Source organism: Micromonospora sp. NPDC048830 (assembly GCF_043198215.1).
Classification (GTDB): Bacteria; Actinomycetota; Actinomycetes; order Mycobacteriales; family Micromonosporaceae; genus Micromonospora.
The window spans coordinates 1-16,824 of sequence record NZ_JBICUP010000050.1 but is presented as its reverse complement, the minus strand read 5'-3'; the positions used below and the strand labels follow the sequence as shown (position 1 = coordinate 16,824).

The following is a 16,824-nucleotide window of genomic DNA, read 5'->3' as shown; positions in this document are numbered from 1 at the left end:
AGCGGGCGTAGCTGATGCGGATCGGCGCCCCGACCGGCGGCTCTGAGGGTGGTCAGGATGATCGCTGGTGGGTCGGTCGCCTCTGGACACTGATGGTTTCGTCGAGCGCTGGGCGTTGCTGCCGGGCCGGCTGGATCTGGTGGTGTGTCTGCGCGAGCCGTCGTGGCTGGTCTTGTTCGCCCGTGCCGTGCGCCTGGATGTGTGGTGGTTCACGTGTGGGTGGGGGTGGCTCGTGTCGCCGATGTCGACTACCGTCGCTTTACGGTGACGGGTGCGTAGCTCTCGGTGATCAACACCTTGGGTGGCGGTGGAGGCGTCGGTCGGGTTGCAGGGCGAGGAGTTGGGGGTCTCGGCCGCCGGGTGGGGGACAGCGCCGAGATCATCGCCGACGAAGTGGTCGGGGGCTGGGGTGGCGGCCTGCGCGGCTGACTGATCCGCACTGGGTGCCCTGATTCGGGGCGGGGAAGGAGCGTTGCGTGTTGGCCGCCGCCGTTCCGACCGTTGAGCTCGACGAGAGCGCGATGCGGGTTTTGGAAGGCTTCACCGGGCTCAAGTTGTCCCGGACGAAGCTGCCGTTGTTGTGGCAGGACATCGGCACGGCCGAAGTGCTGGAGCATCGGGTGCGTACGGTGCTTGGTCCGATGCTGGAGCAGACGATCAAGGCGGTCCGGGAGGCGGGGGAGGGCGAGGTCTTCGACCGGTTCGTGGCCCAGACCGTTCCGTTCGTGAGGAAGATGGCTGAGACGGCCGACCTGCTGCTCGCCGTGATCGAGGCGGAGAAGAAGTTCTTCCTCGAGACGGAGACCGGCAAGCGTACGGCGGTGGCCATGTTCAGCTTCATGCAGGCCGAGTTCGCCGCCGCCGCCGCGATGTGGTTCTGGAATCCGGTGGGGGCGGCGGCACACGTCGCCCAGACACGGTCGATCATCCAGGCGGTTCTGCGTTCGGCGGCGGTCCGGTCGGCGGCGAGCGGCACGGCTGTGCAGATGTTGTTCATGCCGGGTTCTGCGCTGCTGGCCGAGGTGTCGATGATGACTGACGGTCTGCAGTCCGGGGTGAACTGGTCGGCGGTCGGTAAGCAGGCGGCGTTCGCGGGGTCGGTGGCGTTCCTGAGCACGGTGGCGGGGCCGGCGATGGGTAAGGTCGCTGGCGCTGTCGCCGCCGGTGTCAGCAAGCTCGGCGTGCCGGATGCCATTCGTCCTCTGTTGGTCGACGTGCTGACGCGGCCCGTGTTGGAGACCGGCGGGGAGGTGATCTTCGGTATCGGCGCCGAGGGGATGGTGACGGGGCACGTCAACCTCGACAATGTCGGTGCGGATGCTACTTCCGGGGCGTTTTCGGGGGCAGCGGGATCGGTCGCGGGCACGGTCGGGGCCGCGGCCGGGTTCGCTGCCGGTCGGGCCGTGACGCAGCCCCGGGTGCAGGTGCCTCGTGCCGATTTCACGCCGGACGGTAGGCCGGTCCTGCCGGTGGGGCCGAGGCCGGTTGGTGGGGACACGTCCGCGGGCTACCAGAGCGGGGTCGGCGATCCGAAGGCTGCGGGTACCGGCGGGCAGGCCGCGCCGCCCACGCCGCCGCCCACCCCGCCGCCGCTGCCGGCAGTGAACATGCCCGTGCCGAAGCTGAACCTGCCCATGCCGACGTGGGTGCCGTCGTGGTCGTCGCTGTCGGTGCCGGCTGCGCCGGCGCCGCAGTGGGTCGTGGCAGCTGGTGCGCCGGTGGTCGAGCAGTGGTATCGGTTCCAGCAGGATCTGGTGGACCGCTACGGTGGGCTGTTGGCCGGGGTGGCTCGGGCGGGCAAGAGCATGGCCGCGCTTGCCGTGCCGATCGAGCGGGTTTTCGCCGGGTGGGTCGACGCCCGGCAGGGTGATCCGACTGTTGCGGCTTTCCTGTCCGCGGTCGGTCTGCCCGGTACCGCGCTCACCGAGGAGTATCTGACGGGTGTCCGGGAGCGGGCGGTGGCCCGGATGGCCGAGGCGTTGGCGTCCGCGGGTGAGCAGATCCCGGCCGAGGTGTGGTCGGAGCAGGTGATCGACGTGCTGCCGGCGGCGTTCGACCTGGAGGCGCTGCGCGAGATCGCGCACCTGGCCGCCGAACACCACATCGACCGGTACCTCGCCGCCGGCCTACCGACGGCCGCTGGCACGTCGTGGGCCGTTGGCACGCCGACAGGTGCCGGCGTGCCGGCAGGCGCCGGGGCGGCGGTGCCGTCCGCCGCCGCGATCGAGGCGGTCAAGAGCGCCGTGCGGAACCGGATGGACCGAATCCTCGATGCGATCCTCGATACCTCCGCACTGCCCGCTGTGGTGGCCAGTCCCGACGCCGCGCAGGTCAACGCCGTGGCGAACGCGGTCCGGCAGACGGTCACCGACCTGCCCGCCCGTTTCACGGCCGCGGCCATTCCCGACACCACCGCAGCGCACACCGTCGCGTCCCCGGCGGACATCCCGGCACACCGGCGTGCCGACGCGCCGCCGGTGCCGGTGACTCCCGAGCAGCACACCGCAGCAGCGAACAGGCTGGCAGTAAAGCAGTTCGCCGCCCTGGCCCACCGGTACTACGGCGTCGACCCGGCCAACCACGGCACCCTCGTCAGATCATTCCAAGAAGACTGGGTCAAGGAATACCACCAGGTACTCGCGCAGGCCGCCGGCAGCGCCGCGCCCGCCACCCCCGGCACGCCGGCTGCGCCCAGCACGCCCAGCATGCCGGGCACTTCGGGTACGGCCAGCACGCCGGGCGCGTCGGGCACGCCGGATGCGGCCGGCGCCCGCAGTACGGTGCCGGGTGGCGCTGCCCCCGACATCGACGGCACGCCGCACCAGGACCGCACCAGCGACAGGATGTCGGACAGTGCCATGTCCGTCTTCAGCGACGACGTGTTCAGCGGCGACAGCAGCTCCACCGACACCGTCACGTCCAGTGCCCTCTCCTCACCGGACGAACCGATCAGTGCCGACTCTGGCAGTCTCGGCGAGCCGGCCGTCGCGGCAACGGGGCCGGCCGCCGCGGCGATCGGGTCCGCGGTGGACTCAGGTACGGCATCCCGGCCGGGCGCTGCGTCCGGCCCGGCCGGCAGCAGCAGCCCGGCCGATCTCGGGCTCGCCGCTGCCCACGGGCCGGCCGCGGAACGAATCCACAATCTCGCCAGCGGCGGCCACGGCCATGCCACCGACGCCCAGCTGCGCCGGCTCGCCGCGGACATCGGTATCCAGGCGGCCTCGCCGGACGAGGTCCTGCCCCAACTGTTCGAGGCAGCCAGGGACATCGCCATGGCGGACACGTTCAGCGGCGTGTACTTCGCCGACCCGGCCATGGCGGATCTGGACACGGCGGCGGCGGACCACACGGCGGCACAGGCGCTACCGTGGGTGCAGGGATGGTTCACCATCGCCGGGCACCGGAACCTGGCCGAACGGCTGGCCCACGATCCGGTACGCCAAGCCCTGTTCCTACGGACGCTCACCGCCTCGCCCGCCTGGCAACACGCCGTCGCGCAGGCGCAACAGCAAGGCGGCGACACACCCGACATCATGCTCGTCTGGTGCGACGCGGCATGGCAGGGACCGGGACAGGCCACCTCCTTCGGTGAATGGCTGCGCACCCAACTGCGCGCCCGGCGGCTGATGTCGTCCACACACGAGGTAGACCAGATACCCGGCGAGCTGCGGCCACACGCGGACGAGCCGGTGCGGTCCGTGTTGTTCTCGGACGGTTCGGTGGAGTTGTTCGGACCGGATCTGGTGGAGGCGGTACGGACCGCGGACATCGTCGAGAACGGTCAGGAACCCGGCGTGAGCTGGCCGGACCAGCAGGACTTCACCGCCGCTGGCGGTCAACACCGGTGGGCCGGCTCCACCTCAGACGGGCAGTCGCCCGATCCAACGGAAAACGGCCCCGACCAACCCCAACCCCAACCCACTGCGAACCCCCAGGTGCGCGACCCGGATGGGGCCTGGACGCTGTTCAACCAGCACATCGGCCACATCACCACCACAACGCAGCACCAGGAGCAGCCGCTGCGGCAGTTGTGGGACGTCCTGATCAACAGTATGGACGGCGAGGGGTACATCACCGTCAGCGAGGAAGCCCTCGCCGGTGAGACGGGCACAGTGCAGGCGACGGTGAATGCCCGGATCGTGGCATTGCGCGCCCATCGCCTGCTGGAGCTGGACCAGGGAGCACGCGGTCGCGAGGCGAGTCGGTACAAGGTGACCGATCCGGGTACCCGGCAAGCATTGCCGGCCCCTCCTGAGGGCTGCCAGTGGGTGCGCAACCAGAATGATGCCTGGACCCTGTTCGAACAGCACGTCGGCCACGACACCAGATTGCGGCCGTTGTGGAACGCCCTGATCCGCGAGATGAACGACAATGGGATCATCACCGCCAGCATGTCAACCCTCGCCACGGAGACAGGCACAGGGAAGACGACGGTGCATCGGGGGATCAAGGCATTGCGCGCCCGTCGTCTGCTGCATCCGGTCGAGGAACGACACGGTCGCATGGCGGCGCAGTACGGGGTGACCGATCCGGGTCCGCCCCAGCCCAGGCAGACCCGTGCCCGCCGGCGGGGCAGGTACCGGTGCTTGCTGCCCGGGCCGCTAAACGACCCGGGCGCCTCCACGGCATCGTTCTGGCCGGAGGGGTGGGCGGAACCGGCGGAGCCAGACCCAGCCGGTCCGCTCGATCCGCTTGATCCGCTCGATTCGGCGTGGGGCGGCCTGCCCACGGCCGTGGGCACGGGACTCTACCCCGGGCCGCAACCGGTGGATCTGTCCCTGCCGCAGGCCCTGCCCGACCCGACATGGTGGTCGCGGTCCAGCGGTGACCAGCCCAGCCAGTTGCCAGGGATGCAGTCGTTGCCGCCCGGACCGGGCGTACAGGATCCGGCATCTCAGTTGCCGATGTCCGGGTCGGTACCTGCCCCGCCAGCGGTCGCGGGTCTGCCTGGGCTGCCCGGGCTGCTGGACGACCCCCGGGGCGCCTCCACGGCATCGTTCTGGCCGGAGGGGCCGGCCGCGTCGTCCTGGCCGGAGGGGTGGCTGAATCCCGGCATTGATGTGACTACCTGGCACGGTGCTGGGATGTCCACCGACCCCGGCCAGCAGCACATCAACAATCAGCCCGACGACGGCGGGAACCTCGGCGACTGGGCCATCTACCCGGGGACGGAGATGGACTGGGAACCATACCCCGCACCCTCCCCAGCGGTGACCCGCACCGACGCCGGCACTCTCCACGCCGGCGACACCCTCCATCACCCGGCCGACGAGCCACCCACCCCCGCCCCACTCCACCCCGACCAACCCCAACCCCAACCCCAACCCACTGCGGGCCTCCAGTGGGTGCGCGACCCGGATGGGGCCTGGACGCTGTTCAACCAGCACATCGGTCACATCACCGCCACAACGCAGTACCGGGAGCAGCCGCTGCGGGAGTTGTGGGACGCCCTGATCCGCCGTATGGACGAGGGCGGGTTCATCACCGCCAGCGAGTCAACCCTCGCCGAGGCGACAGGCACAGTGCAGCAGACGGTGAATAAGCGGATCGGGGTATTGCGCGCCCACCGCCTGCTGGAGCTGGACCAGGGAACACGCGGTGGCGAGGCGAGTCGGTACAAGGTGACCGTTCCGGATCCGCCCCGGCAAGCATTGCCGGACCCTCCTGAGGGCAGACAGTGGGTGCTCGACCGGGATGATGCCCGGACGCTGTTCGAGCAGCACATCGGCCACATCACCACCACAACGCGGCTGGAGGAGCAGCCGCTGCGGGAGTTGTGGAACGCCCTGATCGACCAGTTGGACGGCGACGGGCTCATCACCGCCAGCGAGCCAGCCCTCGCCGATGCGACACGCACAGCGCGGCCGACGGTGCGTGGCCGGATCGTGGCATTGCGCAACCGTCGTCTGCTGTGGCTGGACCAGGAAAAACGCGGTCGCGTGGCGGCGCGGTACAGGGTGACCGATCCGGGTCCGCCCCTGCCGCAGGCCCCGCCCGGCCCGACATGGTGGCCGCAGTCCAGCGGCGACCAGTCCAGCCAGTTCTCAGGGACGCAGTCGTTGCCGCCCGGACCGGGCGTACAGGAACCGGCATCTCAGTTGCCGATGTCCGGGTCGGTACCTGCCCCGCCGGCGGGCACGGGTCTGCTCGGGCTGCCCGGGCCGCTGGGCGACCGGGACGTCCCCACGGCATCGTCCTGGCAGGCGGGGTGGGCGGGGTGGGCGGGACCGGCGTGGCCGAATCCCGACATTGATATGACCGCCCACGGTGCTGGGATGTCCACCGACTTCGACCAGCCGCCCATCGACAATCAGCCCGACGACGACAGCGGGAACCCCGGCGCCTGGGCCACCTGGCAGGGCCGGACATGAGGTTTTCCTAATGCTCATGTCACCGGGGATCATTTAGTTGATCTTTAGGGCGCGGGGTCGAGCGTCTGGCGCCGCCGCTGCTGCCCCCACCACCAGATCACGTGCTCACTTGGCGGCCCAGTGAGGACGGGCCCGCCACCCTCCGCGAATACCTGAAGACGCTCAAACTCCCCGAAGGGGTATCCCTGGACACCGACAGACAGGGGAGGCCGGGGCCGGGGCGTCTCCACCTACACCCACGTCTCCGACCAGCACTCCACCTTCGACACGAAGGTCATCGTGGCGACCGCGCCGGAGTCGCACTACGTGCTCGACGGGCTGCTGGGCAACGAGACCGACCTACCCGTGTTCGAGCACGCCACCGACACCCACGGCGCGACCCTGGCCAACTTCGCCCTGTTCGACCTGGTCGGCAAGCAGCTCTCCCCGCGCATCCGCGACCTGGGAAAGATCACCCTCTATCGGACCGGGCCGAACGCCGACTTCCTCGCCCGCTATCCGCGGGCTGGCGGCCTGCTACTCGGGCGAATCAGCCAGGTCACCCTCGCCGGACCCGCCGGCACCGTCGTGCAGACCACCCCACTGCGACCCGAACACAAGGCCATCTACCAGGCGCTTTCCGTCCAACCACCAGCCCGGGTCACCGCGTTCGACCCCCGCTAGCCAAGATCAGACAACGGCAAGAACGCGTAGGCACACGACCTTTCGGCGACGCACGCCTATCTTCGCTGCTCTCCACGCAGATCCCGATGATCGTTTAACTACAAGCTGCGGAACCCGGGTGGGTAGCGCCACTCGGACGCCGCGCGCGGTCACACGGCCGCCTGTTGGCGGCGATCCGGGTGACCAACGGTGAACGAACGGCGGCGAGTCCTGGCCAAGCGCGGCAACGATTCCACGGAATGCCAGTGGGCCGGTTGTCAAGTCGCCACCGGCGCCATCAGCGGCCCGGAAGCGTTTGATCCACGAAAGGGCGGCGGCAGGCTGCATGTGGATTAGTTCGCCCTACCCCCGCACACCGCTTGTCGCCCAGGCATACAAGGAAAACCCTGCTTGAACTGCTCCGTTCCGCGAGGGATCTCAAAAGATCGCGACGGCCCGGCGAGGATCAGGTGAACGATGAGTCAGATACACGACTCGTTGGCGCTTTCCTTGTGCCTGCTCTCGGGGTTCACTCGTGGGTGCCGCCGTGTCTACGTCTGTTATGGCCAGACATAGACACGGCGGCGCGGAGCCCGTCCGGCACGAGAAGCCCAGCCCGGGATGTGGATGGCAACCCAGCCCTAGGAATGATCGTCGGACAGTTTCCGCAGCTCATGGTCAACACTCCTGGTGTGACGTGAACCCCTCCCAAGGCTGGGCTGGACCGGCTTGATCCGGTCAATGGCCCCTTGGGACATAGCTTTGCCCGCGAGAGGTCAAAGCATGCGGAGGCGTTCGATTTCGGCGCCGTCCTTCTCTCGCAGATAGATCGCCCCGCCTGCCTCTTGGACGCGTTGGAGCAGTGCGTACATCTGTAGCGCCTTGTTGATGGCGTCCGTCTTGCTGTCGCTGGTGATCTCGACCGCTTCGGCAAGTGCGCGTGCGGTCTTTTCGGTGAGGTTGACGGTGACACGCTCGTGCGAACCACCCCCGCGCGTCGACGACGCGACGTCTGTGACTGCTGCCGAGCCCCTGGTCATAGCTTCCTCTCCTCGAATTCTCCGCTCAGCGAGCTTCCGCTCAACGGATGCGCGCAAGCCCGCGCATTCGCGCATTACGCGGGCCCGCGCACCGGTGTGCGCGTGATGCCCAGACAGTATGCGCACATCAGGCAGTTGGCTGCAAGGCAAAGGGCAGTTCGATCACGCCCCAGGTGCGAGTGAAGCTCGTCACATGTACGGATGGTTGATTGAGGTCGTGTGTACGTCGTGCGTGCTGCTCACGTATTCTGTGCGACGGATGGCAACCCTTCGTCATGTCTCCGGCCCCCTGCGGGGGCCGGAGCCCTAGAGACAACGAGGACCCCTATGCCCCGCAGGAACAGCGGCAACCGGCCCGTCCGGGTCACCGACCTGTCGCACGAGGTGCCGAGCATCTCGGCCGACGAGAACAACCACTCCCGCACCCGGGCCACCGGCCTCTCCGCCGAGCTGGACCGGGCGAACCGCCGGATCGCGCAACTGGAAAGCGAACTCAAGCGCGCCGGAGCCCGCCCCGACACTCACGTCGAGATCCTTCGGCGGCACCTCCGCCAGCGGAACAGGGCGCTGGCGACGGCGTTCGTGACCCTGGGGGCGCACGCCGGGTACGGCATGGGCACCTCCGGGTGGGGGGAGCCGCAGTGGTGGCTCCACTCCAGCCAGATGCTCGGGCTGCTCGTCGCCACCGGCTACCTCATCGCGCCGAACGTGCGCCGGCTGCTGCGTCTGATCAGTGTGACAGCGGGCCCGGAGCACGGCCGGTAAGCCGCGACCGGTCTCGGCGGGGTGATCGCCCGGTCGCCCCGCCGAGGCCACCGGCACGCCATGGTGATAATCGCGGTTATCACCAGCGTCCGGGCTCTACTCTCGACCCCGTGACCACCCCCGCCGGCGCCGTCCCGCCGCGCCCCCGAGGCGGACTCGGCCGCGGCCTCGGACACCTGATCCCGACCGGGCCGATCCCCGAGGCGATGCCGCCGGCATCATCCCCGGCGCTGGCGGCCGGCCCGGAGCCCTCGCTGATCGCGCATATCGCAGCCTCCGTCGCCGCCCTCGCGCTGCCCGCCGGCGAACCCGGCGCCCGGTGGGATCCGACCTCGGTCACCGCCGCCTGGCTACGGTGCGGGGGGCAATACGGTCCCTGCGATGACGTCCTGGCTGCGTGGTGAGACGCCCATCCCTGCGAGGGCGCTGACGACCAGGTCGCGGTCGAGCAGTCCGTCGGCGTGCAGCTCCCGCAGCACCGCGCGGGCGCTGGTCTGGCCGGGACCGCGGGCGTAGCCGTTGTTGCCGAGGAACATCAGGTGCTCCAGGCGCTCGACGAGTTGCGGGTCCAGGGCGGCCGCGGGCTCGCCGGTGAGTAGATCGCGAGCGCCCACGATTCGGGCCCAGCCGAACAGCCGGCGCGGCGCGGGATGCTCGACGACCGCCAAGGCTGTTCCATGCGCCAGTCGCATCGCCAGGTCCAGTGCCTTCGGCGTGGGCGCGTGGGCAATGACCGCGCCTGGCCGCGCAGCCAGAGCCGTCGACCTCGGCGAGACGTGCCGGCCGTCGCGCCGATAGCCGTCGAACAGCTTGCGGCCGTGGTACTCGCCCAGCAGGTCTGTTACCAACACCGCCGGACGGCCTCGCTCAGCCGCAGCGTGCTCGGCCCACTTCATCGCGACGGCGGCCGCGTCCTCGATCGTGCGGTCCGTGGTGAACGGGACCCACGCCGCCTCGTACTCGTATCTCATCCCGTGGACGGTATGCCCGGGGGCCGACAGGACTGGGCCGGTACCCGGGCCCGACGCGCTGCGCGGAGCAAGTTGGGGAAAAGTCAGACTTACGGCAACGCCGAGGCTGGCGGCGCCCTCGCGAGAGCAAGGAGAACCCGATGGGCGACGGCTCTACCTCCACCACAGTCACGTCGACCAGCACCACCGGGCGGCCTGCGGGCAAGGACCGGCTGAAGCTGGCCGGGCGGATGGACCTGCACGAAGGTGAGAGACTGATCGACTCTGACAAGGTCACTGGTGACTTCGGCACCGTCCGGGTCGCGGCCGTGACGGACCGGACCGGCGTGGTGGCGCTGCGGCTGGGACTCGGGGGCCCCGCGTACGGGAGCCGGGAAGACGCGGCCGGCCCCTGGCTCGGTGGGCCGGACCCGACCGTGGCGCTCAACGCGCGCCGGAAGGTCCGGCGCGACGAGCGGGAGGCGGTCGATGCCGAGCTGACCAGTCTGGAGGCGGAGCCTGCCACCGACCCGGTCCGCAAGGCGGCCCTGGAGGCCCGCTACCGCGTCCTGGACGACATGGACCTTGCCGAGGTGTACCCGTTGGGCTACACCGCCGTCCTGAACCAGCGGGCCGTGCAGCAGTTGCGCGCCACGCTTGCCGGCGCTCTCGCCGCTGAGGCGGAAATCCAGGGCGTCGCCGACGCCTACTGGACCGAGCACGACCACCTGGAGGCGATCCGCGACGGCCTGCGTGGCATGACCCGCAAGTGGACCCCAGAGGAAGAGGCCCGCTGGGACACGGCCACCGCCGACCTGGAAGCCCTCGCCGTCGCGGGACCGGACGTCAAGTACACGATCTTTGCCGAAGGGTCGATTCCCGCCAGCTGGGCCGACATCCACTACCGCGTCGAACTCGACGACCCCGGCATGGGCGTCGACGCGATCCTCGCCGCAGTACCCCACGGACCCGACCATCTCACCCTTGACGAGCTGTGCGGCGTCGACGCCGCCGCCCGCCTCAACCGGACCCAGGCCACCAAGATCCTGCGCATCCTCGCCCGGCATGGGGGGCCGAAGACCTCTGGCTGCTGACGACGGGCAGGGCGTGCCGGGATAATCGGGGGCAGGGAAGCCAGGAAGTTGCAAGTTGCTTCGCCTCTCCTCGCCGACGTTGTCGTCTGATGAGGAGGAGCACCCGTGCGTGGGTGGATCGAAGTGGCCTACATGCTGGCCCTGGGCGCGTCGTTCGTCTTCGCCGTGGCTTTCGCCGTGGCGTCGCGCAGCGAGAAGAAGCGCGCTGACGCCTACAAGGTCCTGGTGAAGTTGGCGGTGAAGCTGACGCTCGCCTTCGCGGTCATCTCGGCGAATCTGTAGGGCTCCAGGCGATCTGTGCGGCCGGGACACGCTGGTGTCCCGGCCACACTCGTCGCCGTTGCTACTCGGTTAGTAGGAGGTTCGCCAGGGTTCGAAGATCCTCAGGCGTCATCTCCGCTCGTAGTGATTCCGCGACCTTGTCAGGGGTGCCGCCGAGGCGCCTGATGGCAGATGCTGCTGCAGATTTGCGCGGGCGCCGCTCGCTCGTCGCGCCACTACTCGGCAGCGTTTCAGAGGTGGCGGGAGCTCGGTTAACCGCGGTTAATGGCGGCTCGGCTGGGGGCTGCTGTCGCTGTCGCAGTTCCTCAAGCTGCTCTGCGAGGGGGAGTTGGTGGAGGTCTCGGACGTCTCGGAGTGGCACCTCGCCGGATCTCAGCAGAGCCTGTAGCTCCGGCGCAAGCTTGAGCAGGTTGAGCCGTTGAGTCACCCAGGCCGGGGTGCGGGACAGCCGCTCGGCTGCGGCCTTGCCCGTCCCGCACTCCTGCACCAAGAGCTGAATCGCCCGGGCCTCCTCGATCGGATCCAAGTTCTCTCGGTCGAGATTCTCGGCTGCGGTGGCGCTGACCCAAGCCTCCCGGCTCTCCGCCAGACTGTTCTTGACGATGATGTCCAACGTCGGCTGGTTCGCCAGCAGCGCGGCGGCGCGACGCCTGCCGCCGGTGACCTGAACCCAGGTTGCCCTGCCGATGGCAGCCTCGTGCTCCGGGTAGATACGCAGGAAGGCTTCCCGGGATACCACCGCGCATGGCTGGAGCTGGCCGTGCGTGCGCATCGAGTCCGCAATGCTCCCGATTTTCGCGTGATCGGCGTCAAGGTCTCGGGTGTTCAGTGGGTTGGCCGCGACCTGCTGCACGCGAGCCGTCCGTGGCGCCGACTCGGCAAAGGCCGGAACACGTGCCTCAGGAAGCGCCGGCTCGGTGGCGAGGTCCGACAGGTTGACTCGCTTCCCTGCCACGTCAGACCTCCTGGAGGTTTGGCGCGCCGGCCTGTGACGGGATTGGCGCTGCCCCGCCGTAGCCCATCTCCAGCGCCAAGCGGAAGAAGTCCTCGCGCGCTTCCATCGCCACGCGGTTCCGCGGGTACTGCGTCACCACCATGCCCTCGGCGGACGCTCGGGAGTGCAGCTTGTACCGGCGGATGACCGTGTTGCACATGGGCCAGCCCTTGCGCTGAATGAACTGCGCGGTCTGCTGCAGGTCGGGAAGTCCGTCCCGCGGGTCCCAGCTGTTGACGACCACCCGGTACGGAATCCCGCGCGGCGCGATAACCGCTTCGATAGTTCTGGTGGTCGGGTCGTAGCAGAGCGGCTCCGGCACCATTGGCACGAGAACGTCATCGCACTCATCGAGCGCGACCTGGAGGATGCGCTCATCCTCCAGTGAGCCCGGCGTGTCGACGAAGATGTGTTCGTAGTGCAGGTTCCGCAGCTTTCGTAGGTCGCGGGGGTCGTCGACCTGAGCGAAGTCGAACGGCAGCCCTCCTCCTTGCTGCTCTACGCGCCTCGACCACCACACCGACGATGCTTGGGGGTCCGTGGACGCAACCATCACCGGGCTCTCTGGGTCGCCGACAGCTTCAGCGGTTGACCGAAGGATCGGCTCCGGGTTGACCAAGACGTCGTAGGTCACCGCCCCCAAGTTCACGGCGAGAGTGGTCTTACCGACGCCGCCTTTCTGGTTGGCGATGACATGCACCTGAGTCATACGGGCTCCGTTCCGTGTGCTTCCCTGGCCCAGCGTGGGCCGCGGTACTTCGGATGCCCGCCATGTTAGGGCTGACCTGGGCCTAGCTGAAAACCTGGTTCAGTCCGGCGCGTCCCCTGATTAACCGCGGTTAACGGGTCCGTTCGCCCTCCTGCTTGGAGGTTCGCGGCGATGGGGTGGCTCGGATGCCGCTTCGACTCCGCCATCTACCGACGTGGCCGGAGGTCGGCATCGCTGGCGGCCCCGGGCCCGTCAGGGCTGCTGGAGCTGTGCCGCGCAGCCGCCCAGCAGAGCGTTGACCGCCGCGGCCGGCGGAAGGTTGTCCAGCATGAGCAGGTCCGGCCTCTTGGAGATCTGACGGTGCAGAGCGTCGTCGGCCTGGTCCCGGAAGGCGCTCAGCCGACGCAGGTAGTTCGAGTCCGTTTTTTCCCAGGGGTGACTACTCGCCACGGCGGCGAAGCCCTTTTGGCCGAACAACGGTGGCACATGGTCGAGAAGCGCCCGCAACACCGTGTGCGCCGCATAGACATGCCCGGCCCGCCAGCAGGCGTCCAGCTCCTCGGCCAGCGCCACCAGCTTGGTGGTATCCCAGCCCGTGCCCGCGCACTCGCGAAGCTGCTCCAAAGCCAGCGGGTTGATGTACGCGCCGGCGGTCAGCGCCTCCTCGGGCTGCGCGGCCCCGGTGATTGCCACCTCGCTCGGCGCGAAGAAGGTGTTCGTCACGGGGACGGGCTGATTGCCCTCCTCCCACCAGCTGACCCGCGCGTCGACGAAGTCCTCCACCGACTGCACCTTGCTGAACCGCCGCACCTCCGACCCCAGGTGAAGGGTCCACTCCGATCCGTCCGGCGCCCGCCCGGCCTGCGCCCACCCCCAGTGGTGCGCGGTCAGCAGCAGGTGCAGACGGTCCATGCTGCCCGGGTCCGGCCGCAGCTCCACCGGGATGGCCCGCCGCACCTGCCGCCAGTACACCTGCACCGAGGTCTCCCCGACCTTCGGTTCCCGGGTCGGCTCCTGTCGCGCGCACCAGCGCACGGCCCGTACAAACGCCTCGGCGTCCTCCGCGCCGCCGCCAGCGCACCGCACCACGCCGCTGATCGTCAGCTTCACCTCGTCGCGGGCGGCCGGGTCCGTCCGGATCCCGCTGCGCATCAGCAGCCCGTCGGGCAAATCCCTCATCACTGCGGCGGCGCTCGCGGCGCCGCGCCGCTTCAACCTGATGAACGCGCGGTCGACCTGGTACATCGTCGGCCAGGCGGTGCCGGCGTGGAACTCGTCGTAGATCACTTGCAGCAGGGCGACCTGGACGGTGGTGAGGGCGACGGTCGTCGCGCCTCGACGCTCGGCAATGTTCCACATTCGCCTGGTTCCTCAACATCTCAGATGGCAGGTGCAAGGGAATCCTGGCACCCGACGGCCGCCGCTCGTAGCCCCGCCGAGCAACAGCGGATCACCGACGACCGAGAGCGTCGGAGGGCCATGACCGCCCGGTCGGAGGCTGCTGCCGTGCTGGCCGCTCGGGCGCCGAGGTTGCCGAAGTCGGCGGCGGACATCGTCGACGCCTGGTTGTGGGCGCCGGGCAACGAGTGCGCTCAGCTCGCCCACCGGTGGCTGGTCGCTGCCGGCGTCGGCCCGGACCCAGCCCTGCCCAACTACAGGTGGTGGGAGGACGTCCGTCGAGCGGACTGGCCGACCCGGGTACACGCCGCTCACGCACTCGGCATCGCCCGCCGCGAGGTGCAGGCCCGCGGTACCTACCGGTCCTGGAACGAGGGGGACAAGGAGTGGATGGACCGCCTCGTTGAGGAGGCCGGCTACACCCCGACCGAGTGGGAGCAGGCCCGCCTGGCCGCCATCGAGCCGCCCGCTGACGAGACCGCCGTCGACCAGGTCGACGCGGAGGTGCCGGCGCGGGTGTCGCTGGCCTACGACGCCGAGGACGCCTGCTGCTGGCTGCTGTTCTACGACCTGGAGGTCGACAAGCCGGCCGCGTGCGCGGAGCACCTCACCGACCCCGACGACGTCGACGGCGCCCAGGCGTGGGCGGCCGAGGTGTTGGCCGAGCGGCACCGGATCGAGGTCACCGGCTGGACCGACGGGCAGTTGCTGCCCGGCCGGCCGGCGTACCTCGCGGTGCACGCCGGCGATCTCACCGCGGCGGCGGCCGGGACGGGCCCAGTGGGGGAATGGCGGCTGGTGCACGACCCGGTCGACGACGCCTGGCTGCTCCTGGCCGACGACAAGCCCCACGCCGACCATGACGCGCTGCCCGCCGCCAGCGTCGACGAGGCGTGCCAGTGGGCCACCACCGTGCTGGCCGACGCCGGCGTGGTCTGCCACGGCTGGACCACCCGCGCTGACGGCAACGCGGCGCTCGAGTACGTGGCCGACCTGACCGGGGAGTGCTGACCTGACCGACCGTGGTGATTCCGCGTAATCGAGTCACGGCGAGCGGCCCGAAGGAGATTCGGGCCGCTCGCCGTGTGTCCAGCAATCGATCGTTTCCCGAACAAGATCAGAAAGCAGGACATCGGCCGGTCAGTGCCGTCCAACAAACCTGTCCAGAAAGCCGGCGTGTCCAACAAGACGACCACGGGTTTGTCGGACAGGATCAACGGCATGACCGCCCCCGCGCCCACGCCCCCGCCGGGCGACCTTCTCATGCCGGCCCCGCTGTCCGGGGTGCTCGTCGGCTACGGTCGGGTTTCGACCCGAGAGCAGAACCTCGCCCGGCAGGAGGCGGCGCTGACCGCAGCCGGTTGCGTGCGCTGCTTCTTCGACAAGGCCTCCGGCAAGAACACGAACCGGCCGGAGCTGGAGCGGATGTTCGACTACATCCGCCCCGGCGACGCCCTGACCGTGGTGTCCCTTGACCGGCTCGGCCGCTCCCTGGAAGACCTCATCAGCATCGTCGGCCGGCTCAAGCGCCAGGGCGTGGGGTTCCTGTCCCTGCACGAGAAGCTGGACACCACAACCGCCGGCGGCATGTTCGTCTTTCACGTCTTCGCCGCCCTGGCCGAGTTCATCCGCACCATCATCGCCGCCAACACCAACGAAGGCCTCGCCGCCGCCCGCGCCCGCGGCCAACGCCTCGGCCGCCCACCCGCCATGACCCCCGAGAAGACCGCCTACGCGCTCCAGTTGCTCGCCGAGCCCGACCGATCCATGTCCTCCATCGCCAAACTGCTCGGCGTCTCCCGCACCACCCTCTACAAGGCCCTACCCAAACTCACCCCGCCCCGGCCCGCCAACAGACCCACCCCGCAGCTCCCGGTGCCGCCCACCACCGGCCAGCACGACCAGTTGCTCACCTCCACACCCGGACCTCTCGCGTAAGGGGAGCCAGGCGCGGCGGACCGCAGACGCCGCTCCGTCGCTCGGTCATCAGTGGCCGACGACGCGCGGCAAAGGTGAATGACGCGCGGCAAAGGTGAATAAGGGTTCCGCAACCAGCTCCACAAGCGTGCCGTACGGCCCGATGCCCGCAGGTCGCCAGCAAGGCCGAACGGCGCTGCCTGGCCGGCCCTTCGACGTGCAATCCGGTCGAACCTGAACTAGTCAGGCATGCCGTTGTCACGCCTGCCGTCCTCGTTCTGTCGAGAATCGCGCATCCGACGCCGCACAGCCAGGGCAGCAGCAAGACCGACGCTGGCAGCGATCAGCTGCACCAAGCTGTTAGCCAAGTTGACGAGTTCAGCCAGTTCGTGGGGGATACCCACCGCAGCCTCCGAGGTCGATTCCTCCCGCGCGCTATGCGGCGCGCGGCCCCCCCGCGAGGCCCGGTGGATGTCTCGCTCCACGGGCAACTGTGTTCAGTGTGCCAGGTCCCGACAAGGCTTCGGGTATTCGTCAGCGCACGCCACGTCGAGCCGATCCTGACGAGGTCAAGTCCCTGGGAGTGGTGTTTCGCGGTTGAGGCGTGATCTTTTCGGTCTGGGTTAGAAGGGGTGTTCTCCGGGGTCGGTGGTGGAGTCGTT

The 16,824-nt window shown here is 69.3% G+C and carries 12 protein-coding genes and 1 pseudogene; 7 read left to right on the top strand and 6 right to left on the bottom strand.

Annotation, left to right across the window (positions count from 1 at the left end):
* Positions 1-476: 476 nt before the first annotated feature.
* Both ACGFIZ_RS29195 and ACGFIZ_RS29190 read left to right on the top strand, forming a co-directional pair.
* Positions 477-6,371 carry a hypothetical protein gene (locus tag ACGFIZ_RS29195; protein ID WP_393424829.1) on the top strand — a complete coding sequence of 1,965 codons (5,895 nt, stop codon included), beginning with the start codon at positions 477-479 and terminating at the stop codon, positions 6,369-6,371.
* Between the two features lie 210 nt (positions 6,372-6,581).
* Positions 6,582-6,905: pseudogene (locus ACGFIZ_RS29190) on the top strand (Tn3 family transposase); the annotation flags it as partial.
* Between the two features lie 884 nt (positions 6,906-7,789).
* On the opposite strand, the gene ACGFIZ_RS29185 reads toward ACGFIZ_RS29190, so the two are convergent.
* The gene (locus ACGFIZ_RS29185) at positions 7,790-8,053 is read right to left on the bottom strand and encodes a hypothetical protein (RefSeq protein WP_393424826.1); all 264 of its coding nucleotides are present in this window, start codon (positions 8,051-8,053) and stop codon (positions 7,790-7,792) included.
* Between the two features lie 327 nt (positions 8,054-8,380).
* Between ACGFIZ_RS29185 and ACGFIZ_RS29180 the strand changes: the two genes are divergently transcribed.
* On the top strand, positions 8,381-8,818 hold the full coding sequence (locus ACGFIZ_RS29180; protein WP_393424823.1) for a hypothetical protein: 438 nt from the start codon (positions 8,381-8,383) through the stop codon (positions 8,816-8,818).
* A 350-nt stretch (positions 8,819-9,168) separates the two neighbouring features.
* On the opposite strand, the gene ACGFIZ_RS29175 is transcribed toward ACGFIZ_RS29180, so the two are convergent.
* Positions 9,169-9,789 (bottom strand): hypothetical protein, encoded by a 621-nt coding sequence (locus ACGFIZ_RS29175; RefSeq protein ID WP_393424820.1) that lies wholly within the window; start codon positions 9,787-9,789, stop codon positions 9,169-9,171.
* Positions 9,790-9,929: 140 nt separating this feature from the next.
* Here ACGFIZ_RS29175 and ACGFIZ_RS29170 point away from each other — a divergent pair, with 140 nt between their 5' ends.
* On the top strand, positions 9,930-10,862 hold the full coding sequence (locus ACGFIZ_RS29170) for a hypothetical protein (RefSeq protein ID WP_393424817.1): 933 nt from the start codon (positions 9,930-9,932) through the stop codon (positions 10,860-10,862).
* 105 nt (positions 10,863-10,967) lie between these two features.
* Positions 10,968-11,144, top strand: a complete 177-nt coding sequence (locus ACGFIZ_RS29165) for a hypothetical protein (protein WP_393424814.1) — start codon at positions 10,968-10,970, stop codon at positions 11,142-11,144.
* 61 nt (positions 11,145-11,205) lie between these two features.
* Here the strand turns inward: ACGFIZ_RS29165 and ACGFIZ_RS29160 are convergent, their stop codons facing one another.
* The 3 genes from ACGFIZ_RS29160 to ACGFIZ_RS29150 form a co-directional block, all read right to left on the bottom strand.
* The gene (locus ACGFIZ_RS29160; protein WP_393424811.1) at positions 11,206-12,099 is read right to left on the bottom strand and encodes a ParB/RepB/Spo0J family partition protein; all 894 of its coding nucleotides are present in this window, start codon (positions 12,097-12,099) and stop codon (positions 11,206-11,208) included.
* 1 nt (position 12,100) lies between these two features.
* Positions 12,101-12,847: a ParA family protein gene (locus ACGFIZ_RS29155; RefSeq protein WP_393424808.1), complete on the bottom strand. Its 747-nt coding sequence runs from the start codon at positions 12,845-12,847 to the stop codon at positions 12,101-12,103.
* A gap of 252 nt (positions 12,848-13,099) precedes the next feature.
* Entirely contained in the window at positions 13,100-14,206 is a 1,107-nt protein-coding gene (locus ACGFIZ_RS29150) for a hypothetical protein (protein ID WP_393424805.1), read from the bottom strand.
* A 120-nt stretch (positions 14,207-14,326) separates the two neighbouring features.
* On the opposite strand from ACGFIZ_RS29150, the gene ACGFIZ_RS29145 reads away from it, so the two are divergent.
* Both ACGFIZ_RS29145 and ACGFIZ_RS29140 read left to right on the top strand, forming a co-directional pair.
* Positions 14,327-15,256, top strand: coding sequence for a hypothetical protein (locus ACGFIZ_RS29145; RefSeq protein WP_393424802.1), 930 nt, complete (start codon positions 14,327-14,329; stop codon positions 15,254-15,256).
* Between the two features lie 165 nt (positions 15,257-15,421).
* Entirely contained in the window at positions 15,422-16,183 is a 762-nt protein-coding gene (locus tag ACGFIZ_RS29140; RefSeq protein WP_393424799.1) for a recombinase family protein, read from the top strand.
* Between the two features lie 218 nt (positions 16,184-16,401).
* On the opposite strand, the gene ACGFIZ_RS29135 is transcribed toward ACGFIZ_RS29140, so the two are convergent.
* Positions 16,402-16,566, bottom strand: a complete 165-nt coding sequence (locus ACGFIZ_RS29135; RefSeq protein WP_393424796.1) for a hypothetical protein — start codon at positions 16,564-16,566, stop codon at positions 16,402-16,404.
* Positions 16,567-16,824: the final 258 nt, after the last annotated feature.